This window comes from Neopusillimonas maritima (genome assembly GCF_003576595.1).
GTDB classification, from domain to species: domain Bacteria; phylum Pseudomonadota; class Gammaproteobacteria; order Burkholderiales; family Burkholderiaceae_B; genus Neopusillimonas; species Neopusillimonas maritima.
Genome location: NZ_NQOU01000001.1, coordinates 706,195 through 732,758 on the forward strand (window position 1 = coordinate 706,195; position 26,564 = coordinate 732,758).

At 54.1% G+C, this 26,564-nt stretch carries 22 protein-coding genes; 14 read left to right on the plus strand and 8 right to left on the minus strand.

Going from position 1 to position 26,564, the window contains the following annotated elements; genetic code table 11:
- Positions 1-2 precede the first annotated feature (2 nt).
- Positions 3-1,463: a sensor histidine kinase gene (locus tag CJO09_RS03465; protein WP_119441064.1), complete on the plus strand. Its 1,461-nt coding sequence runs from the start codon at positions 3-5 to the stop codon at positions 1,461-1,463.
- Here the strand turns inward: CJO09_RS03465 and CJO09_RS03470 are convergent.
- Complete coding sequence (locus CJO09_RS03470) at positions 1,384-2,442, minus strand: cytochrome d ubiquinol oxidase subunit II (RefSeq protein ID WP_119441065.1); 1,059 nt, start codon at positions 2,440-2,442, stop codon at positions 1,384-1,386. The two genes, CJO09_RS03465 and CJO09_RS03470, sit on opposite strands and share 80 nt — an antisense overlap.
- Positions 2,439-3,782, minus strand: coding sequence for a cytochrome ubiquinol oxidase subunit I (locus CJO09_RS03475; RefSeq protein WP_119441066.1), 1,344 nt, complete (start codon positions 3,780-3,782; stop codon positions 2,439-2,441). The genes CJO09_RS03470 and CJO09_RS03475 overlap by 4 nt, the downstream gene beginning before the upstream one ends.
- A gap of 124 nt (positions 3,783-3,906) precedes the next feature.
- On the opposite strand from CJO09_RS03475, the gene CJO09_RS03480 reads away from it, so the two are divergent.
- The 4 genes from CJO09_RS03480 to minE all read left to right on the plus strand — a co-directional run bounded on the left by CJO09_RS03480 (position 3,907) and on the right by minE (position 7,696).
- On the plus strand, positions 3,907-5,664 hold the full coding sequence (locus CJO09_RS03480) for a glutamine--tRNA ligase/YqeY domain fusion protein (protein WP_119441067.1): 1,758 nt from the start codon (positions 3,907-3,909) through the stop codon (positions 5,662-5,664).
- Positions 5,665-5,730: 66 nt separating this feature from the next.
- On the plus strand, positions 5,731-6,531 hold the full coding sequence (gene minC, locus CJO09_RS03485) for a septum site-determining protein MinC (RefSeq protein WP_119441068.1): 801 nt from the start codon (positions 5,731-5,733) through the stop codon (positions 6,529-6,531).
- A gap of 78 nt (positions 6,532-6,609) precedes the next feature.
- Positions 6,610-7,425, plus strand: coding sequence for a septum site-determining protein MinD (gene minD / locus CJO09_RS03490; RefSeq protein ID WP_119441069.1), 816 nt, complete (start codon positions 6,610-6,612; stop codon positions 7,423-7,425).
- A 1-nt stretch (position 7,426) separates the two neighbouring features.
- Positions 7,427-7,696, plus strand: coding sequence for a cell division topological specificity factor MinE (gene minE / locus CJO09_RS03495; RefSeq protein ID WP_119441070.1), 270 nt, complete (start codon positions 7,427-7,429; stop codon positions 7,694-7,696).
- A gap of 101 nt (positions 7,697-7,797) precedes the next feature.
- Here the strand turns inward: minE and CJO09_RS03500 are convergent, their stop codons facing one another.
- Together CJO09_RS03500 and ettA are read right to left on the minus strand one after the other, a co-directional pair.
- Entirely contained in the window at positions 7,798-8,028 is a 231-nt protein-coding gene (locus CJO09_RS03500; RefSeq protein ID WP_119441371.1) for a glycine zipper 2TM domain-containing protein, read from the minus strand.
- Positions 8,029-8,182: 154 nt separating this feature from the next.
- Positions 8,183-9,856, minus strand: a complete 1,674-nt coding sequence (gene ettA, locus CJO09_RS03505; RefSeq protein WP_119441071.1) for an energy-dependent translational throttle protein EttA — start codon at positions 9,854-9,856, stop codon at positions 8,183-8,185.
- A 151-nt stretch (positions 9,857-10,007) separates the two neighbouring features.
- Between ettA and CJO09_RS03510 the strand changes: the two genes are divergently transcribed.
- The gene (locus CJO09_RS03510) at positions 10,008-10,502 is read left to right on the plus strand and encodes a hypothetical protein (protein WP_119441072.1); all 495 of its coding nucleotides are present in this window, start codon (positions 10,008-10,010) and stop codon (positions 10,500-10,502) included.
- A 74-nt stretch (positions 10,503-10,576) separates the two neighbouring features.
- On the opposite strand, the gene CJO09_RS15835 is transcribed toward CJO09_RS03510, so the two are convergent.
- Positions 10,577-10,705 carry a hypothetical protein gene (locus CJO09_RS15835; protein WP_255455254.1) on the minus strand — a complete coding sequence of 43 codons (129 nt, stop codon included), beginning with the start codon at positions 10,703-10,705 and terminating at the stop codon, positions 10,577-10,579.
- 79 nt (positions 10,706-10,784) lie between these two features.
- Here CJO09_RS15835 and uvrA point away from each other — a divergent pair, with 79 nt between their 5' ends.
- Positions 10,785-16,523 (plus strand): excinuclease ABC subunit UvrA, encoded by a 5,739-nt coding sequence (uvrA, locus tag CJO09_RS03515; RefSeq protein WP_119441073.1) that lies wholly within the window; start codon positions 10,785-10,787, stop codon positions 16,521-16,523.
- A 33-nt stretch (positions 16,524-16,556) separates the two neighbouring features.
- On the opposite strand, the gene CJO09_RS03520 is transcribed toward uvrA, so the two are convergent.
- Positions 16,557-17,375, minus strand: a complete 819-nt coding sequence (locus tag CJO09_RS03520) for a tRNA threonylcarbamoyladenosine dehydratase (protein ID WP_119441074.1) — start codon at positions 17,373-17,375, stop codon at positions 16,557-16,559.
- A 92-nt stretch (positions 17,376-17,467) separates the two neighbouring features.
- On the opposite strand from CJO09_RS03520, the gene CJO09_RS03525 reads away from it, so the two are divergent.
- The 4 genes from CJO09_RS03525 to purU are packed head-to-tail and all read left to right on the plus strand — an operon-like array spanning position 17,468 to position 20,783.
- On the plus strand, positions 17,468-18,124 hold the full coding sequence (locus CJO09_RS03525) for a gamma-glutamylcyclotransferase (RefSeq protein ID WP_119441075.1): 657 nt from the start codon (positions 17,468-17,470) through the stop codon (positions 18,122-18,124).
- A 36-nt stretch (positions 18,125-18,160) separates the two neighbouring features.
- Complete coding sequence (pdxH, locus tag CJO09_RS03530; RefSeq protein ID WP_119441076.1) at positions 18,161-18,790, plus strand: pyridoxamine 5'-phosphate oxidase; 630 nt, start codon at positions 18,161-18,163, stop codon at positions 18,788-18,790.
- A 14-nt stretch (positions 18,791-18,804) separates the two neighbouring features.
- Positions 18,805-19,932, plus strand: a complete 1,128-nt coding sequence (locus CJO09_RS03535) for an NAD(P)/FAD-dependent oxidoreductase (protein ID WP_119441077.1) — start codon at positions 18,805-18,807, stop codon at positions 19,930-19,932.
- On the plus strand, positions 19,929-20,783 hold the full coding sequence (gene purU, locus CJO09_RS03540; RefSeq protein ID WP_199532433.1) for a formyltetrahydrofolate deformylase: 855 nt from the start codon (positions 19,929-19,931) through the stop codon (positions 20,781-20,783). The genes CJO09_RS03535 and purU overlap by 4 nt, the downstream gene beginning before the upstream one ends.
- Before the next feature lie 6 nt (positions 20,784-20,789).
- Here purU and ggt read toward each other — a convergent pair whose 3' ends face one another.
- Positions 20,790-22,544 (minus strand): gamma-glutamyltransferase, encoded by a 1,755-nt coding sequence (ggt, locus tag CJO09_RS03545; protein WP_119441078.1) that lies wholly within the window; start codon positions 22,542-22,544, stop codon positions 20,790-20,792.
- A gap of 6 nt (positions 22,545-22,550) precedes the next feature.
- Positions 22,551-23,450: a LysR substrate-binding domain-containing protein gene (locus tag CJO09_RS03550; protein ID WP_119441079.1), complete on the minus strand. Its 900-nt coding sequence runs from the start codon at positions 23,448-23,450 to the stop codon at positions 22,551-22,553.
- A 185-nt stretch (positions 23,451-23,635) separates the two neighbouring features.
- Here CJO09_RS03550 and CJO09_RS03555 point away from each other — a divergent pair, with 185 nt between their 5' ends.
- The 3 genes from CJO09_RS03555 to CJO09_RS03565 all read left to right on the plus strand — a co-directional run bounded on the left by CJO09_RS03555 (position 23,636) and on the right by CJO09_RS03565 (position 26,546).
- Positions 23,636-24,829 carry an acyl-CoA dehydrogenase gene (locus CJO09_RS03555; protein WP_119441080.1) on the plus strand — a complete coding sequence of 398 codons (1,194 nt, stop codon included), beginning with the start codon at positions 23,636-23,638 and terminating at the stop codon, positions 24,827-24,829.
- Between the two features lie 188 nt (positions 24,830-25,017).
- A complete protein-coding gene (locus tag CJO09_RS03560) occupies positions 25,018-26,328 on the plus strand; it encodes an APC family permease (protein ID WP_119441081.1) in 1,311 nt (436 codons plus the stop codon).
- 11 nt (positions 26,329-26,339) lie between these two features.
- Positions 26,340-26,546 carry a hypothetical protein gene (locus CJO09_RS03565; RefSeq protein ID WP_245961209.1) on the plus strand — a complete coding sequence of 69 codons (207 nt, stop codon included), beginning with the start codon at positions 26,340-26,342 and terminating at the stop codon, positions 26,544-26,546.
- The last annotated feature ends 18 nt before the right edge of the window (positions 26,547-26,564 follow it).

A 26,564-nucleotide genomic window follows, 5' to 3' on the forward strand; every position in this document is an offset into this window, starting at 1 on the left:
ATATGAAATTCAAGCATTTCACGCAGCGCCTGGTTCCCCGTTCGCTCAGCACCCGGTTGATTTTGCTGACATTAGGCACTTTGCTGGTGGTACAGGCCGCCACCCTTGCAACGGTTGCCCATTTTCGTCAGAAATTCACCGAAGAGGTAACCGTTGAAGTCACTGCCACCACAATTAGAACTTTACGCGCCTCTCTGGCTCAGGTACCGGAACATGAGCGAGCCGAACTGGTCAAGCACGCGTCGCGAGGCGAGTGGCAGTTATGGTCTCGAACCCTGCCTTCCAACACCCGAAATATCGAAAGAAAACGCAAAAATCAGGAAGAGTCAGGTCAACAAAGACGGTCGCCACCCGACGATTTACGACGTGAGCTGCGCCATTTCGTAACGGCCCTGAACAACCGGCTTGATGATGGCACACGCGTCGGATTATCGCGGGGCGAACTCCCACGACTTTATATTTCACTCGACAACCGTTTCGACAACCCCGACAAGCGCACCCGGGAATGGCTGGTTATCCCCCTTGATCGTTTATCCCCCCCCGTTAGCAGCCAAACGATTCTCGCCTGGTTGGGGGGGATGGGGCTGTTGCTGTTGGTCGCCGCTGCTTTTTCCTGGCATATTACCCGTCCGCTTACGCGACTGGCACGGGCAGCCGATCAATTGGCAGCCGGCCAGCCGCAACGTGTCACGCCGTCGGGCCCAACGGAAACAAAAGTTTTGGGGCAGCGTTTCAATGCCATGCTGGATGCACTGAGCGAATCGGAAACGGTCAAACGCACGCTTCTTGCCGGATTGCCCCACGATTTGAAAGGGCCCTTGTCTCGCATGTGGCTGCGTGCCGAAATGATCGACGACGGGGAAGTTAAAGACGGTCTGCGCAAAGACATCCAGGATATGCAGCGCATGGTTAACCAATTTATTGGCTTTGTTCGTGGAACGGACCCCAGCACCTATCATTTCACCCCCCTCAACCTGACTCAATGGCTGGATGAACAAATCAACGCCTGGGAAACTGCCGGCAGCGAAGTTCGTTTACTGGGTATGCCAACAGCCACCGTCTGGATTCAGGCGGATCCGGTGTCGTTGGGGCGCCTGATTGACAACCTGGTCACCAATGCCTTGAATCACGGCAAGCCACCGGTAGAGGTGTCGCTTACGCTGGAAGAAGGTAATGCATGTATTCATATACGTGATTACGGGCCCGGGATCGCCGCTGCGCAGCATGCTGAAGCCCTGCGACCTTTTTCCCGATTGGACAAAGCGCGAACCCGAACCGGATCAGTTGGACTGGGTTTGGCCCTGTCCGACGCCATTGCCCGTGCACACGGCGGACACTTAAGCCTGGCAAACGCCAAGCCCGGCCCGGGGCTTGAGGTGCAAGTTAATTTACCCGTTGGCGAAAAGCCGGGGGTTGAGGCGGGCGCGACACCCCAAACATCCGCCAGTACACCCAAATATTGAAAATTAACGCCACCGGCAAAGCAATCACAGCTGCCGCCAATATAAGCCGCAAAGCATCCACCGATGCGGCGGCGTCCCAGATGGTGACATTATCAAGAACAAGATAAGGGAAAAAACTATACCCAAGGCCGCCCAACGTAATCAGGAAAACCAGCAAAACCAGCAAGAACGGCAACCAGGCATGACGATAACTACGATGAATGGTTCGCTGCAACATCATTTCAATAATCATGAAACTGATCAGGATCCAGACCCAAAGCAGAACAATGACCAACCATTGCGACCCTGAGGTCCAGCGCAAAAACACGCCTGTGTTGGCAAACGCAAGTACCAGTGACACAGCCACCGCACCCGCAGCCGCCCAGCGCACTGCCTGTCGCCCCCAATAAGCCGCCCTTACACGCAGCTCGCCCGGCTCACGCATCATGAGCCACGCGGCACCCAACAAGCTGTATGCAGCGACTGCGCAAAGCGCTACAAACCCCGCATAGCTGACATAGCCTGCTCCCGACTCGTAACCAGTGACGATTTGCCCAAGCAAATAACCATGCGCCAACGCGGTCATCCACGAACCCATGGCAAACACCAGCGCCCAACCGTTTTGAGACGCAATCGGTGAGCGTAAACGCAACTCAAATGCGGCCGAACGCATAAAAACACCCAGCCCCAACAGCGTCAGCGGGACATACAACTGCCCCATGACCGCTTCCCAGGCTAAAGGGAAGGCGGTCGCAAGCAAGGTTAGGCCCAACAACAACCAAAACTCATTAGCGTCGCGCCATGGGCTCAGCAATGCCAACATCCGCATACGCAAAACAGGCGACGCAAATGGAACAAGGCAACCAACGCCAATATCAAAACCATCGAGAACGGTGCCTGCAACCACTAATGCGAAGAACAGGAACATGAACGCCAATGGCATCCAAAAATGGGGGTCGTGGGCTTGCAAACCCAATAACACAACCAAAGAATCAATCATGCCCTGCCCCTTTGACGCCCAACCGGAATAACGCCATACCGCATGAAATACCGTACGAGTCGAACAAATGCCACAAAAAACAGCACATACACTGCGCTATAAGCCAGTAACCCGGCAAAAATTTCACCGGCACCGGTAACCGCCAGAATTTCAGTTGTTGTCACACTACCGTTAACCGCATAGGGCAGTTGGCCAAACCATACATAAGCCAACCAAAACACGAAAACGGGCAAACCAAGATAGGTCAGGCCACTGAACCCTCGACGCATACGCTGCGAAATGGCCGAAATATCAAAAGACTTTCGACGCAACCTGAACAAAAACCACACCCCCAGCAACCAGGCCAAAACGACAGCCAAAATTAAAAAGCGCCAGGACCAGAAAGTTAAAGCAACCGGTGCATGCATGCCGGCGAACTCATCCAAGCCAACCGCTCTGCCGATTTCATCACGCCCCAGGGCAAATCGCCCCAGGCTGGGAATCGACACCGCACCACGCGTGACTTGTTGTGTTTCCGAAGGCCAGCCGACCAAGGCCAAGTCGGGGCGCGTTCCAGTTTGCCAATACGCCGCGGTTGCGGCCGCTTTTCCAGGTTGAAGTTCGGCCACCTGTTGGCTATAGACACCCAACGCGCCGATCAAGCACGTAGACGACAACACGGCAGCAAACAACCCCGTACGAAACACTTGCCTGTGACTGTCATCAACAGGCTGCCACAACGATTGTCGAGCCGTCACCCCAATCATCATGAACGCTGCGCCAAACAAAGCCAACGCTATGGCTATCCATATAAAACTGAAAAGAAATGGGCTGAAAAGCGCGTCAAACCAACTCGTCACCTGATAGCGACCCTCAAGAAACTGCGCACCCGCCGGCGCTTGCATCCAGGCAAATAACGCCAGAACCCAAAACAGCGCTAGAGTCGTCCCAAAGGCAACCATGACAACGACTAACGTATGTGCGCGATCCGACATGCGACGTTGCCCGAAAAGCATCGCGCCCAAAAAGCAGGATTTCATGATGAAAGTGGTTAACACCGCCGCCGCAAGCAAGGGCCCCGCCACCTCGCCGATGCGCGCCATGAGCCCCGGCCACAACGTACCCAATTGAATAAGCACGGGGAACCCAGCCGCCAGCGCTAAAATACTGGTTAGTGCAAAAATACGCGCCCAGAAGCGGTATGCTTGAATAAAGCAAGCGCGTTGGCCCGGCGACACCGCCCGCAACTTAAAATAAACCAGCAACCATGCCAGCCCCAACTCAAGCAGCAGGAACAAAGAAAGAAAGCCTAAGCTGGTGAAAAATTGGATTTGCGCCAACCAAAGGGGTGAGTTCGTCATAGAATCCCGCGAATAATGTGCCACATAATGCTAACCGCGGACTCTCTCTCAGGCAAATGGTGCAGATCATGGCAAAATGCTCTTTTAATATTGTATTGACTCTCTCGTACTAGCTTTCGACCTTATGACCACGGAATCCAGCTCCACTCCCAGCTCTAACTTCCTGCGCACGATTATTGAAAACGACCTCGCAGCCAACCGTTTTGCAGGCAAACGCTGGGCCGGACGCCCAGGCCCCTTATCGGTGCAACAAAACGGCAGCCCCGATCCGGCCAAAATCCGCACCCGCTTCCCGCCCGAGCCCAACGGCTATTTGCATATTGGGCACGCAAAAAGTATCTGCCTGAACTTCGGCCTGGCACGCGATTACCAAGGCACTTGTCATCTGCGTTTCGACGACACCAATCCGGAAAAGGAAGACGACGAATACGTTCAGTCGATTATTGATACGGTGAAATGGCTGGGTTTCAACTGGCAATACGAAGGTGAAACAAATCTTTATTACGCCAGCGACTACTTCGACACCATGTACGCTTTCGCCCAAGCCTTGATCCAGGCCGGCTGCGCTTATGTCGATGAACAAACGCCTGAACAAATGCGCGAAAACCGGGGAACGCTCACCGAGAAGGGCAAAAATTCGGTCTGGCGCGACAGACCTGCTGAAGAATCATTGCAACGCCTGGAAGAAATGCGCGACGGGAAACACCCCGACGCCAGCATGGCATTGCGGGCGAAAATTGATATGGGCTCGCCCAATATCAATATGCGCGACCCCGTTCTGTATCGCATTCGACATGCCAAACACCATCGTACCGGCGATAAATGGTGTATTTACCCCATGTACACATGGGCCCACCCCGTGGAAGATGCACTGGAAGGCATTACGCACAGCATTTGTACGCTGGAGTTTGAAGATCAGCGCCCCTTCTACGACTGGATTCTGGCCAGACTGGCCGAACTGGGCCAATTGGGCGAACCCTTGCCCCGCCAGTACGAATTCGCCCGTTTGAATTTGAACTATGTCATCACCAGCAAACGTAAACTCCTGCAGTTGGTGCGCGAAGGGCATGTACAAGGCTGGGACGACCCTCGTATGCCGACTTTGGCAGGGTTGCGCCGACGCGGTTATACGCCTTCATCGATTCGTTTGTTTGTTGAGCGCGTTGGCGTCTCCAAGGCCGATTCCCGTATCGACTACAGCACACTCGAACAGGCATTGCGCGATGACCTGGACCCTGTCGCCGATCGCAGCGTAGCCGTTCTCGACCCCGTAAAGCTGATCATTACCAATTACCCTGAAGAGCAAACTGAATTGTGTCACGCCCCGCGACACCCGCATCATCCGGAGGCCGGCCAAAGAGAATTTCCTTTCTCACGCGAACTCTGGATTGAACGTGACGACTTTCGCGAAGAGCCGCCCAAGAAATATTTCCGGCTCTTCCCAGGAAACACGGTTCGGCTCAAATATGGCTACATCGTTACCTGCACGGGCTGTGTAAAAGACGAAGACGGCAACATTACTGAAGTCCACGCCGAGTATCTGCCCGATACGAAAAGCGGCACGCCCGGTGCGTCTTCCGTCAAAGTCAAAGGAAATATTACTTGGGTCAGCGTAAAGCATGCCGTACCCGCCACGATAAGGCTGTATGATCGTCTTTTTGCAGATCCGCATCCCGATGCCGGCGACAAAGATTTTCTTGAGGCCTTGAACCCAGATTCTTGTCAAACAATCGAAGGCTGGCTTGAGCCCGGCACCGTTGCCGCCCCCGGGAAAACCTGGCAATTTGAACGACTAGGTTATTTTGTCGCCGATCAAGTTGACTCAACCCCGGAAAAACCGGTTCTTAACCGCGCCGTTACCTTGAAAGACACATGGGTGTGAAATATTGCAACGCAACGCGCTGAAAGGCACAATAGCGCCCATCCCTTATAAACTGTTCTGAATTCCGTGAGCGACTCTTCCTCAAAACCCGATCTCAGCGCGCTCGACTTCAAAAGCGCAACACTGTATGCCATTCGTGTGGTGCTACACAGTGCCGACCTCAACGCGCTCACTAACGCGCTGGATCAGCGCATGAAAGACGCCGGCGCATTTTTTGAAAATGAAGCGATTGTCATCGATGCAACGGCACTAACGGAAAACATTAACTGGAAGGCACTGCTGAAAGCCCTTCGGACGCACAAACTCTCGCCAATCGGCGTGATGGCCAACGACAAAAACCTGGAATCGGCGCTACGTGAAGGCTTAACGGCTGTCGACTTGTCGAATGCGCCCTCCAAAAATGTTGCGTCGGCAAACACGAGCCAGAACGCAACTTCCGATACCACGCAAACCATCGACTCAACTGCCGGGAAAGCGGATACCGTTCCGACCACCTCGACACCCAAAGAAAATATCGAACCCGCGTCCACCACCATGGTGGTAGACCGCCCCTTGAGATCGGGCCAGCGCATTTACGCAAAAGGCGGCGATCTCATTGTGGTGGGCATGGTAAGCCAAGGTGCGGAAGTTATTGCCGACGGCAATATCCATGTGTACGGCCCCCTAAGAGGCAAGGCCATGGCCGGTGCCCGTGGCGATACCAACGCACGAATTTTCGCCACACAGCTCGACCCCGAACTCCTGGCGGTAGCCGGAGTGTACCGGGTCATTGAGGCCGAACTGGAAGCCGGCATTCGCAACAAGCCGGCCATCGTTCAGTTGCAAAACGATAAGCTGGATATTTTGCCGCTGGATTCAAAAGGCTAAACCCGGTTACCTTTTTATAGCTGTTTTGCTATACGATTACGTGATTTACTCTCTCCAACATAAAGGAAAAATATCGTCATGGCGCGAATTGTTGTAGTGACATCCGGCAAAGGCGGTGTGGGCAAGACAACCACCAGTGCCAGCTTCTCCTCCGGCCTGGCCATGCGCGGGTTTAAAACCGTCGTTATCGACTTCGACGTCGGCCTTCGAAACCTTGACTTGATCATGGGTTGCGAACGACGGGTTGTCTATGATTTCGTCAATGTTATTCAAGGCGAAGCGACACTGAAACAGGCCCTCATCCGCGACAAGCAAATTGAAAATCTTTACATTTTGCCCGCATCCCAAACGCGCGACAAAGATGCTTTAACCCGCGAAGGCGTCGAAAAAACCCTGAACGAGCTTAAGCATATGGGCTTCGAATACATTGTGTGCGACTCCCCCGCAGGCATTGAAACAGGCGCGCTTATGGCCTCGTATTTCGCCGACGATGCGCTCGTCGTCACCAACCCGGAAGTCTCATCGGTCCGTGACTCCGACCGAATTTTGGGCATCCTTTCATCCAAATCGCATCGCGCCATCCATAGCGAAGAACCTATTAAAGAATACCTGTTGCTAACGCGTTACAACCCAAAACGCGTTTCAGATGGAGAAATGCTGTCTTTGCAAGACATCGAAGATATTCTGCGCATTAAGCTTTTAGGGGTCGTGCCTGAGTCGGAATCAGTCTTGCAGGCGTCAAATCAAGGCATACCGGCCATTCATGTTCGTGGTAGCGACGTTTCTGAAGCTTACCAAGACGTCGTGGCACGTTATTTAGGCGAAGAACGTCCGTTACGCTTTACTGACTATGAAAAACCCGGCCTGCTCAAGCGTCTGTTCGGGGGTAAGTAATATGTCGTTTCTTTCATTTTTATTAGGGCAGAAAAAAACCTCGGCCAGTGTCGCCAAAGACCGCTTGCAACTCATACTTATTAATGAGCGCGGCGGAAACAGCGCCGCCCCGGACTTTCTGCCCGAACTGCAAAAAGAATTGGTGGACGTCATCTCCAAATATGTGAAAATTCAGCCCGACGACATCAAGGTCAACCTCGATCGCCACGACTCACTGGAAGTCCTTGAGGTAAAAATCGAAATGCCTCAAGTAGACAACCGGCGCACCTAACCCTCAACCGGGAAGTGCGTAAAAAATGTGAAGTAAAACGGCCCCTGCATTTGTGTGCAGGGGCCGTTTTACTAAGTTAACGGTGTGATGCGAGATAACGATTAATCGTTGTGCTTGCCGATTTGGTCACCAACTACACCACCAATTGCGGCACCACCAACCGTACCCAATACACCACCACCGGTTACGGCAGCACCAACCACGCCACCGACACCTGCCCCGGTAACGGCGGCTTTTTCACGACCGGTCATGCTGTCCCAAGTTGAACAGCCGGCCATCGCCCCGGCAAAAACCATAACTGCAGCCAGTTTGCTGAATTTCTTGTATTGCATGGATCCCTCCGATTTTTGAATAACAAACGCAAATGCGATGAGTTCAGATTGCCAAAATATGGCCATGGACGTTGTTAAGAGACGCAAATAATGTATCTTAATATAAACAAACCCACCATGAAAAACGTATTTTAGACACGCATTTTGTAACAACTCACTTAAGCGATTTGTAGCGTATGCGCTTGGGCTTTGCGCCTTCTTCACCCAATCGACGACGCTTATCTTCTTCATATTCCTGATAATTGCCATCGAAGAAGACCACTTGCGAATCACCTTCGAATGCCAGAATATGCGTGGCAATGCGATCGAGAAACCACCGGTCGTGGCTAATTACCATGACCGTACCGGCGAACTCAAGCAGGGCGTCCTCAAGCGCACGCAGCGTTTCAACATCCAGGTCATTGGACGGCTCGTCGAGCAGCAATACGTTACCACCGGCAATGAGCGTTTTTGCCAAATGGAAGCGGCCGCGCTCACCACCCGACAAATTCCCAACGTGTTTATTCTGATCACCGCCACGGAAATTAAAACGCCCCAGATAAGCACGTGACGACATTTCAAACTTGCCCACGTTGATCAAGTCTGCACCGTCCGACAGCGCATCAAATACCGTTTTATCATCGGGTAACGCATCGCGCGATTGATCTACATGGGAAATCTTCACTGTTTGCCCAATTTTCACGGCACCCGAATCGGGTTGTTCACCCCCACTAATCATGCGGAACAGGGTCGACTTACCTGCTCCATTGGGCCCGATAATGCCGACAATTGCACCGGCCGGGACCTTGAAGCTTACGTTGTCAATGAGCAACCGGTCGCCAAACGCCTTGGTAACGCCATCGAACTCAATTACCTCGTTCCCCAGGCGCTCGGCAACGGGAATAAATATTTCCTGGGTTTCGTTGCGCTTCTGGTATTCATGGGATGACAGCTCTTCAAATCGTGCCAAACGCGCTTTGGCTTTTGCCTGGCGCCCTTTCGGGTTTTGTCGCACCCACTCCAGTTCCTTCTTGATGGTGCGCTGGCGTGCCGACTCAGAAGCTTCCTCCTGCTGTAAGCGCGCATCTTTTTGCTCAAGCCACGAACTGTAGTTCCCTTTCCAGGGAATGCCATGCCCGCGGTCGAGTTCCAGAATCCACTCAGCCGCATTGTCGAGGAAATAACGGTCGTGTGTGACCGCCACCACCGTACCCGGGAATTTGCGCAAGAACACCTCAAGCCACTCAACACTTTCCGCATCCAGGTGGTTGGTGGGCTCATCCAGCAAAAGCATATCGGGCTTGGACAACAAAAGACGACACAACGCCACCCGACGCTTTTCACCACCCGAGAGCTTATCCACCTGTGCATCCCAGGCGGGGATACGCAATGCATCTGCCGCTATTTCCATCTGGGTTTCGATATCGTCTGAACCACTGGACGCAGCTGCCGCAATGACCGCCTCTAGCTCCGCCTGCTCGGCAGCCAATGCGTCGAAGTCGGCGTCGGGCTCGGCGTAGGCGGCATACACCTCATCCAACCGCTTGCGCGCTTCAAAGACCTCGCCAATCCCTTCCTCCACCGCTTGCCTGACACTATGTTCAGGATTGAGCTGAGGCTCCTGAGGTAAATACCCTACTTTAATACCCGGCATGGGGATGGCTTCCCCTTCAATCTCTTTATCCACACCTGCCATGATTTTCAGCAGAGTGGATTTACCTGCGCCATTCAAACCCAGTACGCCAATTTTGGCACCTGGAAAAAATGACAGGGAAATATCACGCAAAATCTGTTTCTTCGGGGGCACAATTTTGCCGACCCGATTCATGGTGTAAACGTATTGAGCCATACCTTGAATTCAAAAAGACGTTAAATAACAAACCTCGATTGTAGGCCGTTACGAAAAATAAAGCCGCGCCCATGACAGAAGCAGGCCGCGCTTGTTAAGACATGCGAATCAACTAGAATAAAGCTTTGTAATCGAAACACAGGTTATTGCTATGACATCCAGCGCGCCGGCGCCCCTTGTTTTTACCCAGGAAGAGCTCGACAAACTCGGCCGCACAGCCGACGCGCTGAGTGCCTATATTGGCAAACCCGTGCTTGCTGAACTTATTGACGCGCAAGAAACCGGCTTTGAATGGGTAATTTTCGGGATCCCACTGGGGAAGGACGAAACCGATAAAGACGGTGTCAATGTTGCCATTGGTGGAAAAAAAACGCGTATTTTGGGTAATAAGGGCGGGTTAACCGTCGGCAAAAACGATATCTACGAATGCGAATTCTTATGGGCCATTCAATTATCCGACCTCGAAGGCATCCGCTTTATTAAAGTGGATCATGAGGGCGAGGAGATAGCCTGGAGCCTGGAAATAGAGGGGGTACTGCCCTTTCAGTTAGACGAACCAGAACCTGCCCCCGACGACGATGAAGACGATGACGCCCAAGACGACGCCTTCCATGTTCAACCTGATGACCCGAAAAAATTACACTAACCAGGTTGGGCCGATAGCCAAACAAAAAGCCCGAAGCGACGAACACTTCGGGCTTTTTAACAAACCTGAACGAATCAGGCCCGTTTTACTTTTTCCAGCATTTTGAACACACCTTTGGGCGAGCGCACAAAAAGACGCTTAAATGCTTTACCCAGGCAACGACGCTCAATGGTGTTACGACGGTTACGCTTGATTTCAGCCATGACATTCTCCGAACTATATTTAACCCACTATTCTACCGTAAACTCCACGTTCAACTCAATTCGTCTGCTGTAACCTCCCATGAACGCTCCTATCCGCATATTCGGCGCACGCCAAAACAACCTTAAAAACCTTGATGTCACCATTCAGAACGGCGAACTGCTGGTTCTTACCGGGGTGTCGGGCTCGGGCAAAAGCTCTTTGGCATTCGATACGCTTTACGCTGAAGGCCAGCGGCGTTATGTGGAAACTTTTTCACCCTACGCGCGCCAGTTTCTTGACCGCATGGATAAACCTCAGGTTGACCGCATTGAAGGCATTTTGCCGGCCATCGCCATCGACCAGGTCAATCCGGTGCGCAACTCGCGCAGCACCGTCGGCACCATGACGGAGTTAAACGACCACATCAAGCTGCTCTTTGCACGTATGGGCCGTTTGTTTTGCCGCTGTTGCGGCCAGGAGGTGCGGCGCGACGACCCGCGTTCCATCCAGCAAGCGCTGGCTGAGCGCACCCGTGACCACGATCCGCGTCTGATCATCACCTTTCCCGTTTCAGTCCCTGCGTCGTTCAGCGAGGAAGAAATTCGCGGGTTCCTGGAACAACAAGGCTATACCCGTATTCACCGCCAGGAAACCGTCACATTCAACGACAATAACGCAGCCGCCGCAGGCAAAAAATCCAAAACCAAGGCCGGCAAGAAGATCACAACCGAAACGCAACCGCGTTTGCAATTACACGTCGTACAAGACCGCTTTCGTTTCGGCAATGCGGAAAGCAGCCGCGTCATGGAGGCCCTGGATACCGCCCTTAAACAGGGCGCAGGATACATCACCATTTATGCCTCCGACGGCCCGGATGAACCGGAAACAGCGTGGCGCTTCAGCAACCGGTTGCATTGTGCACAATGCAACATTGATTACGCGCGCCCATTGCCCAGCACTTTCTCATTCAACTCGCCGTTAGGCGCGTGCGAGCATTGTCGTGGGTTTGGCCGCGTCATGGGGATCGATTTCGGCCTGGTCGTGCCGGACGAAACCAAAACGCTGCGGGAAGGCGCCATTAAACCGTGGCAAACCAATAGCTACAAGGAATGCCAGCAAGAATTACAACGTTATGCACCGTCCGCCAACGTGCGCCTTGACACCCCATGGCGCGATCTAACCGAAGCCGAGCAGCATTGGGTCATTCATGGCGACCCGAACTGGAAAGGCGGTCCAAAAGCCTGGCAAACACAGTGGTATGGCGCTCAGCGCTTTTTTGATTGGCTGGAGACCAAAGCCTACAAAATGCACGTGCGCGTTTTGTTGTCGAAATATCGCAGCTACACCCCCTGCCCCCATTGCGGCGGTGCGCGGCTAAAGCCGGACGCCACGCTTTGGCGCCTGGGTCAACATGTCGTTCCCGCATCCCGCACGACACCCCGTTTCATGCCGGTTCATGCCGAATGGACGCAGGCGCAACTGGATGCGCTGCCCGGCCTCGGTGTGCACGACCTCATGCAGCTACCTATCGATCAGGTTAAAGGCTTTTTTGCTGAGCTCAGTTTTGGGTCGGCGCTCGATGCAGCACTTGATCTACTGTTGAATGAGGTCAGGGCTCGCCTGAACTTTCTGTGTGATGTCGGGCTGGGCTATTTATCGCTCGACCGACAAAGCCGCACACTTTCAGGCGGTGAGGTTCAACGCATCAACCTCACCACCGCGCTGGGCACTTCTTTGGTCAATACCCTGTTTGTTCTGGACGAGCCTTCTATTGGTCTTCACCCCCGCGACATGCATCGCATTGTGGAAGTCATGCAGCGTTTGCGTGACAACGGCAACACCCTGGTTGTGGTGGAGCACGACCCGCAGGTCATGGTGGCCGCCGACCGTATTATTGATATCGGCCCGGGGCCGGGAGAACGCGGCGGGCAAATTATTTTTGACGGCAACCCGGATGAGCTGCGTCGTGCCGATACGCTAACGGGTAACTATCTGGGCAATCGGTTGCGTGTGGAAGCCCCTCGCCCAATGACAGTGCAAGCGGGCACACCTAAACTTTTACTGGAAGGTGTAACGGCCAACAACCTCAAGAATGTGTCTGTTTCCATTCCGCTTGGCCGCCTGGTTTGCCTTACCGGAGTATCAGGCTCGGGCAAATCGACATTGGTGCAAGACGTACTGTACCCAGCCTTGCTGAAGCAAAAAGGCAAACCCACCGAAGCGCCCGGCCCCTTCACTCATTTACTGGGTGCGGAACTGATTGCCGACGTGATCATGGTGGATCAAAGCCCCATCGGAAAGACAGCACGATCCAACCCCGCCAGTTACGTGGGGGCGTTCGACGCCATTCGCAAACTGTTTTCCCAGGCACCCTTGGCCAAAGAACGCGGCTACACGGCCGGCACATTCAGCTTCAACAACGGCGATGGTCGTTGCCCCACTTGCGGCGGTACCGGCTTCGAACACGTGGAAATGCAGTTCCTGTCGGATGTGTATTTGCGATGCCCGGATTGCGACGGCAAACGTTATCGGCCGGAAGTATTGGAAGTACGCGTAGAACATCTAGGCCGCAACGCGACAATCGACCAAGTGCTGGAGATGACGGTTAACGAAGCGCTAAGCTTCTTTTCGGGCCTGCGCGATGTGCAAACCGGCCTGGCACCGCTGGCCGACGTTGGACTTGAGTATGTGCGGCTGGGCCAACCCGTACCGACACTCTCGGGCGGCGAAGCACAACGGTTAAAACTGGCCGGCCATCTTGCCGCAGCCTCGCGCAGTACCCTTTCGAGTGCCAAGGTTGCCAAGCGCGGCAATTTGTTCTTATTCGACGAGCCCACCACCGGCTTGCACTTCGACGACGTGGCCCGACTCATGCGCGCGTTCCGCAAATTGCTTGCGGCCGGCCATTCTTTACTAATCATTGAACACAACCTGGATGTTGTGCGCGCAGCAGACTGGGTGCTCGACCTGGGGCCGGACGGTGGAGAACGCGGTGGCGAACTGATTGCCGCCGGTACGCCCAACGACATTATGCAAAACGAGCGTTCTTATACAGGCCAGGCGCTGCGCGAATATGAAGGCAATATTGTCTTTTCTTCCCCCACACTATCAGAGCCTCTCAAGCCGTATCAAGCAACCGGTACAAGCCACAATAATGAGGCCGGAACGCCGCTGCAAACGACACTGCGCAAACAACATAACTTATCCCGCAACATCAGCATCCTGAATGCGCGCGAACATAATCTGAAAGGCGTCAACGTCCATATTCCGCGCGATACTTTTACGGTGATTACGGGTGTGTCGGGCTCGGGCAAATCCACGCTGGCGTTCGACATCCTGTTCAACGAAGGGCAACGCCGTTATCTTGAATCGTTGAACGCCTACGCCCGCGCCATTGTGCAACCCGCCGGCAAACCCGATGTTGACGCCATCTACGGCATTCCGCCCACCGTCGCCATCGAGCAACGTACCAGCCGCGGCGGGCGTAAATCAACCGTGGCCACCATGACGGAGATCCACCATTTTCTACGTTTGCTATACGTGAAACTGGGCACCCAAATGTGCCCCGACTGCAACGTTGAAGTTAGCTCGCAATCGCCCGAACAAATTGCCGCCCAGCTTATTCGCGACCACAAAGGGCAGCACATTGGCCTGCTGGCACCGCTGGTATCGGCACGCAAGGGTTATTACACCGACTTGGCAAAATGGGCGCAAGGCAAAGGCCACACCCACCTTCGCGTCGACGGAGAATTCATCCCCGTATCGCCGTGGCCCCGCCTCGACCGCTATAAAGAGCACTCGATTGAGTTGCCGGTGGCCGACCTGATCGTCGATCCGAAAGAAGAGCTGGCGCTGCGTCAGGCTATTCGGCAAGCACTGGAACACGGACATGGCACCCTGACCGTCTTGGCACCGCTTACCAACGCATCCGGCCCAATCGACGACCGCCGAAATTTAGAGTCGCTTCAAGGCCTTCCGGCGCAGCATTTTTCGGTGAAACGGGCCTGCCCCTGCTGCGGCACCAGTTTTCCTGAACCCGATCCGCGCATGTTTTCGTATAACTCCAAACATGGCTGGTGTACCGACTGCTTCGGTACCGGCCTGCGCCTGCAAGGGTTCGACGAAACACAAACCGGCGAAGAAACGGCGTGGAATGCCTGGTACGAAGGCGAAGCGCATAGCTGCCCTTCCTGCAACGGCGCCCGGCTGAATCGCGTATCCCGTGCCGTACTTTGGCGCGACAAAGGTATTGCGGAACTGGCTTCATGGTCGGTAGCCGAGGCCGATGTCTTTTTCAACGGGCTTGTGTTACGTGGTCGCGATGCGGAAATCGCACGCGACATCCTGCAGGAAATCAAAGGGCGGCTGAACTTTATGCGCGAAGTGGGGCTCGACTATTTAAGCCTGGATCGCGCCGCTCCCACACTGTCGGGCGGTGAGGCCCAACGCATTCGTCTGGCCGCACAATTAGGCTCGAATCTGCAAGGCGTTTGCTATGTGCTGGACGAACCCACCATCGGTTTGCACCCGCGCGACAACCAGATTCTGCTGAAAGCGCTGGCCCGTCTTGAAGGGAACGGCAACACCCTAGTGGTGGTTGAACACGACGAAGACACCATTAAAAAAGCCCAGCATATTATCGACATGGGCCCCGGCGCCGGGGTGCGGGGTGGTCAAGTGGTGGCACAGGGAACCGTGGAAGAAATCATGCAGGATCCCCAATCGCTTACCGGGCGCTATCTGAAACACCCCTTGCAGCACCCCTTCAAACCGCGTCGCGTTATTCACAACGAAACCCCGATGATTGAAATCCAGGGCGCGCACCTTCATAACCTGCAGCACGTAACCGCACGCATCCCCATCGGCTGCCTCAGTGTGGTCACCGGCGTGTCGGGATCAGGAAAATCCACCCTGGCACGCGATGTGTTGCTGGATAACCTGGCGCATGTCGTGGGTCGTCAATCCAGCATGAAATGGCACGGCTGCGAATCGATTACCGGTTGGGAAACCATTGATCGCGTATTGGAGGTCGACCAAACACCCATCGGCAAAACACCGCGCTCATGCCCGGCCACCTATGTTGGTTTTTGGGATGATATCCGTAAACTGTTTGCCAATACGCGTGATGCGCGGCTACGTGGCTGGACGGCGGCGCGATTCTCGTTCAACACGGGCGATGGTCGCTGCCCCATTTGCGAAGGTCAAGGCCTGCGGACCATTGAAATGAACTTTCTGCCCGACGTTAAAGTGCCTTGTGATGCCTGCAACGGTGAACGTTTCAACCGCGACACACTCGATGTGAACTGGCAGGGCAAGAGCGCCGGTGAAATTTTGAAAATGGACGTGGATGACGCCGTTGAACATTTCACCGCCCATTCAAAAATTTCTCGCGCACTGAAACTGATGCAGGACGTGGGTTTAGGTTATTTAACATTAGGGCAACCCTCGCCCACGTTATCAGGTGGTGAGGCGCAGCGCATCAAACTGGTTACCGAGCTCACCAAGGCGCGCTTAACCGAGGGCGTTATCACAACGGGGCGTGCGTCACGCACACCCCATACCCTTTATGTGCTGGATGAACCCACCGTCGGGCTGTCGATGGCCGACGTTGAAAAGCTGATTCATGTGCTGCACCGCCTGGTTGAAGCGGGCAACACCGTGGTGGTAATTGAACACAATCTGGATGTTATTGCCGAAGCCGACTGGATTGTGGACATGGGCCCCGAAGGCGGCACGAACGGCGGTCGTTTGGTTGAAAACGGCCCACCCGAGGCAATTATGAAAATTGCCGAAAGGTCCCACACGGGACAGGTACTAAAAACGTTTATGACGGCGTAACGAGAAGACTAGCTTGGCGCAGGGATACATCGCCTAAGATTTTGTGTTTTTCTTCAATACCTGTTGTATGGCATCATTTGCCGCAGCCAAACCCATGGCTGCGGTTAATGCCATTGCGGACCCATAGCCCGCGCAGGATAACCCTTGCAGCGCCTCGGCCGGCGCATCTGCCTCAAGCCAGGCGGCAGGCAACACAGCAGGCTGGTCAAACCAAATAACGCGCACTCCCATCTTGGCAACACGGCGGCGCGCTTTATCACTCACCGAGCCTTTCGGGAAATCATGGTTGCGCCGCAAAACGTTACGCAGCTTTGCCAACAGCGCATCGTTGGTTGAAAAGGCCAGATCGTCCACTTTCATTGCCAGCAGGTCGGTTTTTCCCCCGGCACCACCGCAAACAATAATGGGAATACGGCGGCGACGGGCCTCAAGAATCATCGCCACTTTTGCGCTAATTTGATCGGTACAGTCGATAATGAGTCGAACCTCTTCACCAAAAACTGTATGTACATTCTCAGGCACGACAAAATCATCGATGTTCGTGAGCCGACAAGCCGGATTGATCCCGTGGATACGTTGCGCCATCGCTTCCACTTTCGACTGCCCCAACGTATCGGTTAAAGCATGCACCTGTCGGTTAATGTTCGATTCGGCAATATGATCAAGGTCGATGAGCGTCAGATTTCCCACGCCGCTGCGAGCCAGCGCCTCGGCACACCATGAACCCACACCACCCAGGCCCGCAACCGCAATATGAGCTTGTGCCAGCCGTTCCGGCGCGCGATCACCATACAACCGCGCCAAACCGGAAAAGCGACGCTGCGCATCGATTGAATTGTCAAACTCATCCATAGCCGACACAAACCCTATTCATGAAGTAGTACTATTAGATCATGGCCAAATTGGTTGAATAAATCTTTAGCTACCGTCATGTCGAACGCATTGTGAAAACTACTGCTGTAACCTGCCCGCCCTGTTCTCCCAGCCCAGGCACGTTCCGACGCCTTACCGATGCCGAACGACAGGAATCGGTTGAGCAGTTCATGCGCTGTCTGAAACCACACCAGGATTTATGGGTGTTCGGCTACGGTTCATTGGTATGGCGCCCGAATTTTCATTACCTTGAACGACGCCCCGCGCTGCTGAAAGGCTACCACCGCTCACTCTGCTTGTGGTCCCGCATCAACCGCGGCACACCGGAACGCCCCGGCCTGGTATTCGGGCTCGACAACGGCGGTTCCTGCCGCGGCATGGTTTATCGCGTCGGCTCCAACGACATCCCGGAAACACTGGATGAACTGTGGAAACGAGAGATGCCCAGCGCCGCATACATTCCGCGGCACTTGCCGTGTCAAACACCGCATGGCCAAACACCCGCATTGGTGTTTGTGGTCGACCGCAAGAAAGATGGTTATGTTAGCAATTTGAATCACGCGCAATTGGTGGACATCATCCACAATGCACATGGTACCTATGGCCCCTGCATCGAGTACGTATTGGAAACCGCGCAGGCACTAACCGATCACGGCATTCACGATGCACGCCTTAACGCGTTGGTTCGGCAATTGCGGAACGATGCCACCAATCCAACACAAACCTGATTCCGCCAGTCGCGCCCAAACGTGACACCAACCATTATGTCTATTGCCGATATCCGACGCGACTATCAAAAAAACGCGCTACATGAAGATACCGTTAAAGCGGATCCCTTGGATCAGTTTCAACTTTGGTTCAATGAAGCCTTAACGGCAGAAGTGATCGAACCCACTGCCATGACTCTCGGGACCGTAAAGGATGGGCAGCCGTCTTCCCGCATCGTTTTGCTGAAGGGGTTTGACGCGCGCGGTCTGGTGTTTTTCACAAACTATCTGTCACGTAAAGGCAAGGCGCTGGCTGAACAACCCTTTGCAAGTGCACTCTTTTTCTGGCCGGAACTTGAGCGGCAGGTTCGGTTTGAAGGACGGGTGGAACAGGTTGCACAAAGTGAGTCCGACACGTATTTCCATAGTCGCCCTTTAGCGTCGCGTGTCGGCGCCTGGGCTTCCCCCCAAAGCCAACCCATTACCCGCGAAGCACTCGACGCACGGGCACAGAAACTGGCCGATGAACTGGGTGATAACCCACCCCGGCCTGAGCATTGGGGAGGCTATCGCCTCATTCCCCACTATATCGAGTTCTGGCAAGGCCGCCCATCGCGGCTGCACGACCGGATCGCTTACGAACTTCAACCAAACGGCGCTTGGTCATACCAGCGCCTGGCACCCTGAGTCCAGCGTCTTTCATGAATGTCGACATTGAATGCATTGTCGTCGGTGCCGGTGTTATTGGGCTGGCCGTCGCACGTGAACTAAGCCGGGCCGGCCACGAAGTGTTGGTGGTAGAGGCCGAAGGCCAAATCGGTACCGGTGCCAGTTCGCGTAACTCCGAAGTCATTCACGCAGGCCTTTATTACCCCACAGGCAGTCTGAAAGCCCAACTTTGCGTGGCCGGGCGGCAAACTTTGTACGACTATTGCGAAGCATACGGCGTGCCCCACAAGCGAACCGGTAAATTAATTGTCGCCACGGCGAACAGCCAATTAAGCGCGTTGAAAACACTGCATGACAAGGCTTTGGCCAACGGGGTAACCGACATTCAATGGCTATCAGCCTCAGAGGCCGTTGCGCTGGAACCGGAGCTCACCTGCCAGGCGGCTTTGCTGTCACCGTCAACCGGCATCATCGATAGCCATGCGCTTATGCTTTCTTTGCAGGGCCAGGCCGAAGGGGCAGGCTGCCAGTTTGTCTTTCGCACACCGCTGCAAAGTATTGAACAGGCCAACGGCAACTTTCATCTGGGGTTCGGTGGTGCCGACCCCATGTCGTTAACAGCACGGTATGTCGTGAACGCAGCAGGCCTGGCGGCACCGACTATCGCCCGCCTTTTCCCCTGGCATGCGCCCACACCGCGCCCAAACGCCCATTATTGCAAAGGCCATTATTTCAGCCTGATGCAACGATCACCTTTTTCGCATCTAATCTACCCGATGCCCGACGAAGCAGGCTTGGGTGTGCACTTAACGCTGGATATGGCCGGGCAAGCGCGGTTCGGACCCGACACAGAATGGGTGGACACAATAAACTACGCCGTTGATCCTTCCCGCGTTGAGCGCTTTTATGAAGCTGTGCGACAATACTGGCCACATTTGTCAGACGATAGCCTGATGCCTTCTTACACCGGTGTACGCCCAAAAATTGTAGGCCCGGATCAACCGGCCGCCGACTTTTTAATTGCCGGCCCGACATGGCATGGCGTGCCTGGTGCTGTTCATTTACTGGGCATTGAATCGCCAGGGCTGACTGCCTGTTTGGCTATCGCACAGCAATGCCGCATGGCCCTTGAAAACCAAGATCAAATCAAACAGATATAACGATGAACGACTACATTCTGACCCTGTCCTGCCCCGACCGAACCGGTATTGTGCATCGTGTTTCAGGCTGGTTGCTGGAACGACAGGGCAATATTCTGGATGCCCAGCAATTCGGCGACACCGAAACCAAACAGTTCTTCCTGCGCGTGCACTTTGAGCTTCCCGAGCATCAGCAAGCGGAAGAGCTTGAACAGCAATTCCAGGCTGTTGCCCAGGAATTTGGTATGCAGGCGCGCGTTCATGATGCGCAGCGTAAAGCACGTTTGCTGATTCTTGCCAGCCGGCAGGGTCATTGCTTAAACGACTTGCTGTTTCGCACACACAGCGGCCAGTTGAATGTCGACGTTGTCGGCGTGGTGTCGAACCACAACGATCACGCCGGCATGGCCAAGGCTTATGACATTCCGTTTCACCACTTTCCCGTCACCCCCGAAACAAAACGGGAACAGGAAGAACGCATTCTTGCGCTGGTGAACGAACAACAAGTGGACTTGGTTGTACTGGCACGCTATATGCAAATTCTAAGCACCGAAATGTGTCGTGCGCTTTCGGGTCGTGCAATTAACATTCACCACAGCTTTCTGCCCAGTTTCAAGGGGGCCAAACCCTACCATCAGGCGCATGCACGCGGTGTCAAAATTATCGGCGCCACTGCGCACTATGTCACTTCCGACCTGGATGAAGGCCCGATTATTGAACAGGATATCGAGCGCGTGAACCACAATATGAGTGCAAAAGATCTTACCCAGGTAGGCAGCGATATTGAGTCGCTGGTGCTGTCACGTGCCGTGCGCAGCCATGTGGAACATCGCATATTGCTGAATGGCAGCCGAACGGTGGTCTTTCATTAAAAAATATTAACGCCCCAGCGCCACGCCTTCGCGGCGTGGATCGGCCCCGCCCTCCAGACCGTTGGGCGTTATGACCACCCCCTGCAAACCGCTGGGCAGAGACTCCAAACGCACTTTGTGGCCCATTCTTTCAAGAGAAGCCGCAAGCGGCTCAAGCTGCGTTCCCTGTTCAATCTCGGTGCCATAATTGCAACTTCCCCGATTAGGCAGCGCAATTGCAGCCTGAATGTCCAGCCCCCAACCCAACACGCCTAATAGCGTTTTAGCCACAAAGCTAATAATGAACGGCCCGCCGGGTGCGCCGATGGCCATATACGGCTTGCCATCGCGCAGTACGATCATGGGCGCCATAGAACTACGAGGACGCTTGCTTGGCTCGACGCGGTTGGCAACCGGCATACCCGCGTCATCGACACCGCGCAAAGAAAAATCAGTTAGCTGATTATTCAACAAGAAACCGCGCACCATAATTTTGCTGCCAAATGCCGACTCTACCGAAGTTGTCATCGACACCACATTCCCCTCTTTATCGACAACGGACAAGTGCGTTGTCGAAGGTAATTCAGGAGAACGGTCTTTGCCAAACGTGGAGATTTCCCCAAGCGGATTGCCCGCCCGGGCACGCGGCATAGCGCGAGCGGGGTTAATTAAAGCGGCGCGCCGGGCAATATAACGGGGGGCCAACAATGTGTTCACAGGAAAGGAAACAAAGTCGGGGTCGGCAATATACACATCACGATCCGCACACGCCAGCTTCCCCGCTTCGGCAAATAAATGAACGGCTTCGAGCGAGTTAGGGGCATAATCAAGAATATCTGTATGCGTTAGCATCAGCAAAATTTGCATAACCGTAACCGGACCCGAACTGGGCGGACCCATTCCGCATAATTCGTACTCTAAATAAGCCACACAAAGCGGCTCGCGCGGCACCGCTTCGTAAAAAACCAAATCCGGCAAAGCAAGCGTACCCGGCGTTGCGTGCGACCGCACCGCGCTGACAATATCGTGGGCGATAACGCCTTCATAGAACGCATCAGCGCCTTGTTGTGCCACCTGCTCAAACACCTTGGCCAATGCGGGGTTCTTCAACACATAGCCCACAGGGCGTGGTTTGCCTTGCGCGTCGTAAAAGTAAGACCGGGCGGTCTTGCTTTGGCGCAACGCTTTACTGCGTAGCAGCAGCCCGTGCAAACGGGGCGACACCGCAAAGCCGTCTCGCGCAAGTTGAATTGCCGGCTCGAATAAGTCGGCCCAGGGCAACCGCCCGCCATCAGCATGCATTTTTTCCAGGCCACGCAACAAACCTGGGGTGCCCACCGACAAGCCGCTATTCACCGCATCCCAAAAAGGCAATACCTCGCCGTCAACTTTGAAATAGCTTCCATTGGAATCCACCGGTGCGGTCTCCCGTGCATCGTAAGTGCGAAGGCGCTGGTTCGCGGCATCGAATACCACCATGAACCCGCCCCCTCCAAGCCCTGATGACTGAGGCTCAACCAAACTCAACACCAACTGTGCGGCAATCGCCGCATCGACGGCGCTACCGCCGGCATCCAGTATCGCCAGCCCTGCCTCTGAGGCATGAGGATTCGCGGCTGAAATCATATAGTCATCGGCGCGAGCCAAAGACTTTTCAGTCCAACCCGTTGCCTCTTCAGGGTTGACCGGTGTACGGGCCAACGCTACTGACATGCCCGACAACAAACTACCAACTATCAGAGCCGAAATAAAATAGCGTGCAACCTGTCTCGTTCCGATCATCTTTGTTCAACCCGCCTGTTCTTCAACCGTTTCCTGCAGCCATGCCTCAAAAGCAATCAGTGCGTCGGTTTTGCCGACATGAACAGGGTAACTGAAATAGTACGACTGCCGCACAGCCAGAGCCCCGTCGAACGGCACGACCAGGTCGCCATTTGCCAGTGCCTCATCGGCCAAAAACCTCGGAATCAATCCAACCCCCAGCCCTGCGTGCACTGCCGCCAATAGCATCGTGAAGAGCTCGTAACGAGGACCCGCCGCGACCCCGGGCAAGTATTCAAGGCCCTGCGTACGATACCAGTCACGCCATGCGTCGGGCCGCGACATCATGTGCAAATGCGTTAGACCTGCCAACCCATCCGACGCATGTTGTGCAATTTCATACAGGAAGGGAGAACAAACCGGAACAAGCGCCTCTTCGGGAAACAAGCGAATACCTTGCGTGGCGGCCCACGGCTGCTCGGCATGATAAATGGCCGCATCGAAAGGATGGTCGGCAAACTGAAACGGCAACGTGCGACTGGACAAACTCACCGCGATATCGGCATGACGCGACTGAAAAGCGGGCAAACGCGGAATGAGCCACGTCGTAGCCAATGTGGGTAGCACGGCAATATGCAAACTATGGCCCAGCCCGGCACGCGACATTAAACTAAACGTGTCTTTTTCCAACTGCTCCAGATGATGGCGAACGCGTGCAGCATATTCCGCCCCCGCATCGGTTAACACAATACGTCGACGCACACGGGTAAAAAGCGCGACGCCCAAGCGCTCCTCCAGCCCATTCACCTGTCGAAAAATGGCACTATGGGTCAGTGACAATTCCTCCGCGGCGCGCGAAAATGACCCCAGGCGCGCCGTTGCTTCAAATGCTTGTAAGGCTCCCAAATTCGGCACGCCCTTGCGCATCGCTTCCCCTTTAATCTGGTCGTGACTCGAAACGTGCACATTTGTCACGACATTGTGCAATTTTATCAATTGCATTGTGCCAATAACTCACATAACCTGCCAGTATTGGTACGAATACGTTTACCTTGGGTTGCGTTTTCGGTAAAATACTTTAAACCTAAACTTATTTTCGGAGCGCATACATTATGTCCTCGGCCCCATCCTTCCATTGGGAAGACCCCCTGTTACTTGATTCACAGCTTACAGAAGAAGAGCGCATGGTAAAGGATGCCGCTCAAGCGTACGCGCAAGACAAACTCGCACCGCGCGTTCTGGAAGCCTTCCGCAACGAAAAAACCGACATTGAAATTTTCCGTGAAATGGGTGAGCTGGGCTTGTTGGGCCCCACCATCCCTACTGAATACGGCGGCTCCGGCCTGAATTACGTCTGCTACGGCCTGATTGCGCGTGAAGTTGAACGCGTCGATTCCGGCTACCGCTCCATGATGAGTGTTCAATCCTCCCTGGTTATGGTGCCCATCAACGAATTCGGCAGCGAAGAGCAGAAACAGAAATACCTGCCCAAGCTGGCCAGCGGCGAATGGATTGGTTGCTTCGGCCTAACCGAACCCAACCACGGTTCCGACCCTGGCAACATGGAAAGCCGCGCAGTTAAAACCGACAGCGGCTACAAGCTAAGCGGCACAAAAATGTGGATCACCAACTCCCCCATCGCGGACGTTTTCGTGGTTTGGGCCAAGTGCGTCGGTGGCGACTTCGACGGCAAAATCCGCGGCTTCATCCTGGAAAAGGGCATGAAAGGCCTGTCGGCGCCCGCCATTCACGGCAAAGTCGGTCTGCGGGCCTCCATTACCGGTGAAATCGTGATGGACGAAGTGGACGTAAGCGAAGATCACATGATGCCCGGCGTTAGCGGCTTGCGTGGCCCCTTTACTTGCCTGAACTCGGCCCGCTACGGTATTGCCTGGGGCGCATTGGGTGCGGCTGAATTCTGCTGGCACACTGCGCGTCAGTACACACTCGATCGCAAACAGTTCGGTCGCCCTCTGGCGCAAAACCAGCTTATTCAAAAGAAACTGGCCGACATGCAAACCGAAATTGTCCTGGGTCTGCAAGGCTGCCTGCGTTTGGGCCGTATGAAAGACGAAGGCACTGCCGCCGTTGAAATCACTTCCATCATGAAGCGCAACTCTTGCGGCAAGTCGCTTGATATCGCCCGTATGGCGCGCGACATGCTGGGTGGCAATGGTATCTCCGACGAGTTCGGTGTTGCACGCCACCTGGTGAACCTGGAAGTGGTGAACACCTATGAAGGTACCCACGACGTTCACGCCCTGATTCTGGGCCGTGCACAAACCGGGTTACAGGCGTTTTTCTAATGCTAACGGTTATGCTCACCAAGCCGTTTCACTAACGGCAAGGCGCTCAATAAAAACGGCAAAGTATTCTTATGATACTTTGCCGTTTTTTGTGCCCTGAAAACAAATCGTCAGCTATATCGGCTGTGCAAACCCTTGATTAACGCTCATACCAGACGTACCCTTTAGAAAAACAATGAAAGGACTATATGGGCGAGAATCAAGACAGGACAACTCATTATCGTGAAAACAGCCTGACACTTGGCGGAGCCGTCATGCTGGGTACCGGCGTTATGATTGGCGCAGGCATTTTTGCGCTAACCGGGCAAATGGCGCAAATGACAGGTGCGCTTTTCCCGCTGGCCTTTCTCGCAGCCGCCGTTATCGTTGGCTTTAGCGCTTATTCCTATATCAAGATTTCAAATGCCTACCCATCGGCCGGTGGCATTGGCATGTATCTGCATAAAGCCTATGGAAATCGGCTTCCCACCGCTTTCAATGCACTATTGATGTATTTTTCAATGGTCATTGCCCAAAGCTTTCTTGCTCGTACATTTGGCGCCTACACCATGCAACTATTCGGTGGTGACGACAGCGGCTACATGGTGCCGCTACTTGGTGTTCTACTTATCCTGGCAGCGTTTATCATCAATTTGCTGGGCAACCAATTTATTCAGGGCACCGCTTCCTTCATCGGAATTCTGAAAATCGGTGGCATTCTAATTTTCGGTTTAGTAGGTGTCTGGATCGCGGACGGAGTCAAGCTAGACTTTTCCGATAGCAATGAAACCGGCGGCGGGATTGGCCATTTCTTTGGCGCAACCGCGCTGGGCATCCTGGCATTCAAGGGCTTCACAACCATCACCAACAGTGGCTCAGAAGTGCAAGACCCCCACCGCAACGTGGGGCGCGCCATTATTATTTCCATTGCTGCTTGCGTCGTCATCTACACTTTGGTCGGCTTCGCTGTTGCCGGCAATCTATCTTTGCAGGAAATCATCAAGACTCAAGACTATTCGCTTGCCGCTGCCGCCCGTCCGGCGCTGGGTGAATACGGTGTTTGGTTTACGGTCGCCATTGCCATGCTCGCCACTGCGGGCGGTATTCTGGCCAGCATATTTGCCGTTTCAAGAATGCTGGCGATGCTAACGGAAATGAAGCTTGTTCCCCACAGTCATTTTGGCATGCCGGGTAGCATACAGAAACATACATTGGTCTATACGGTTGTCTTGGGCCTGATTCTTACCGCCTTTTTCGACCTATCTCGTATCGCAGCACTGGGTATTGTGTTCTACCTGGTTATGGATATTGCCATTCACTGGGGTGTATTGCGTTACCTGCGCGAAGATATCAAAGCCAAGGCCTGGGTTCCCGCGACCGCAATTGTGCTGGATTTACTGGCCCTTGGGGGGTTCATCTGGGTTAAATTGAACAGTGATCCGTTTGTTATTGGGGTAGCGGTTGTCGCCATGATCGCTATTGCAATTACAGAGCAAATTTTTCTTAAAAAGACCGCATGATGGGAAATTATATGTTTAGCAACGGTATGTGGTTTGGCCACTGGCTATGGATGCTGGTTATTGCCGTTTTGGTGGTTATTCCCGCCTGGCGCATTTGCAAACGAATTGGCTACCCCGGGTGGATGGGCATATTAATATTAATTCCTTTAGCCAACCTTATTCTTTTGTATTTCATTGCGTTCAGTAATTGGCCAATCGACAATCGCGCAGACGGATGAAAATGACCTGAGCGTGGC

Excerpts from the sequence above, each read along its gene's own strand:
- CJO09_RS03465 (WP_119441064.1), top strand. The coding sequence starts at position 3 with ATGAAATTCAAGCATTTCACGCAGCGCCTGGTTCCCCGTTCGCTCAGC.
- CJO09_RS03470 (WP_119441065.1), bottom strand. The coding sequence starts at position 2,442 with ATGATTGATTCTTTGGTTGTGTTATTGGGTTTGCAAGCCCACGACCCC.
- CJO09_RS03475 (WP_119441066.1), bottom strand. The coding sequence starts at position 3,782 with ATGACGAACTCACCCCTTTGGTTGGCGCAAATCCAATTTTTCACCAGC.
- CJO09_RS03480 (WP_119441067.1), top strand. The coding sequence starts at position 3,907 with ATGACCACGGAATCCAGCTCCACTCCCAGCTCTAACTTCCTGCGCACG.
- minD (WP_119441069.1), top strand. The coding sequence starts at position 6,610 with ATGGCGCGAATTGTTGTAGTGACATCCGGCAAAGGCGGTGTGGGCAAG.
- minE (WP_119441070.1), top strand. The coding sequence starts at position 7,427 with ATGTCGTTTCTTTCATTTTTATTAGGGCAGAAAAAAACCTCGGCCAGT.
- CJO09_RS03500 (WP_119441371.1), bottom strand. The coding sequence starts at position 8,028 with ATGCAATACAAGAAATTCAGCAAACTGGCTGCAGTTATGGTTTTTGCC.
- ettA (WP_119441071.1), bottom strand. The coding sequence starts at position 9,856 with ATGGCTCAATACGTTTACACCATGAATCGGGTCGGCAAAATTGTGCCC.
- CJO09_RS03510 (WP_119441072.1), top strand. The coding sequence starts at position 10,008 with ATGACATCCAGCGCGCCGGCGCCCCTTGTTTTTACCCAGGAAGAGCTC.
- CJO09_RS15835 (WP_255455254.1), bottom strand. The coding sequence starts at position 10,705 with ATGGCTGAAATCAAGCGTAACCGTCGTAACACCATTGAGCGTCGTTGC.
- uvrA (WP_119441073.1), top strand. The coding sequence starts at position 10,785 with ATGAACGCTCCTATCCGCATATTCGGCGCACGCCAAAACAACCTTAAA.
- CJO09_RS03520 (WP_119441074.1), bottom strand. The coding sequence starts at position 17,375 with ATGGATGAGTTTGACAATTCAATCGATGCGCAGCGTCGCTTTTCCGGT.
- pdxH (WP_119441076.1), top strand. The coding sequence starts at position 18,161 with ATGTCTATTGCCGATATCCGACGCGACTATCAAAAAAACGCGCTACAT.
- CJO09_RS03535 (WP_119441077.1), top strand. The coding sequence starts at position 18,805 with ATGAATGTCGACATTGAATGCATTGTCGTCGGTGCCGGTGTTATTGGG.
- ggt (WP_119441078.1), bottom strand. The coding sequence starts at position 22,544 with ATGATCGGAACGAGACAGGTTGCACGCTATTTTATTTCGGCTCTGATA.
- CJO09_RS03550 (WP_119441079.1), bottom strand. The coding sequence starts at position 23,450 with ATGCGCAAGGGCGTGCCGAATTTGGGAGCCTTACAAGCATTTGAAGCA.
- CJO09_RS03555 (WP_119441080.1), top strand. The coding sequence starts at position 23,636 with ATGTCCTCGGCCCCATCCTTCCATTGGGAAGACCCCCTGTTACTTGAT.
- CJO09_RS03560 (WP_119441081.1), top strand. The coding sequence starts at position 25,018 with ATGGGCGAGAATCAAGACAGGACAACTCATTATCGTGAAAACAGCCTG.
- CJO09_RS03565 (WP_245961209.1), top strand. The coding sequence starts at position 26,340 with ATGTTTAGCAACGGTATGTGGTTTGGCCACTGGCTATGGATGCTGGTT.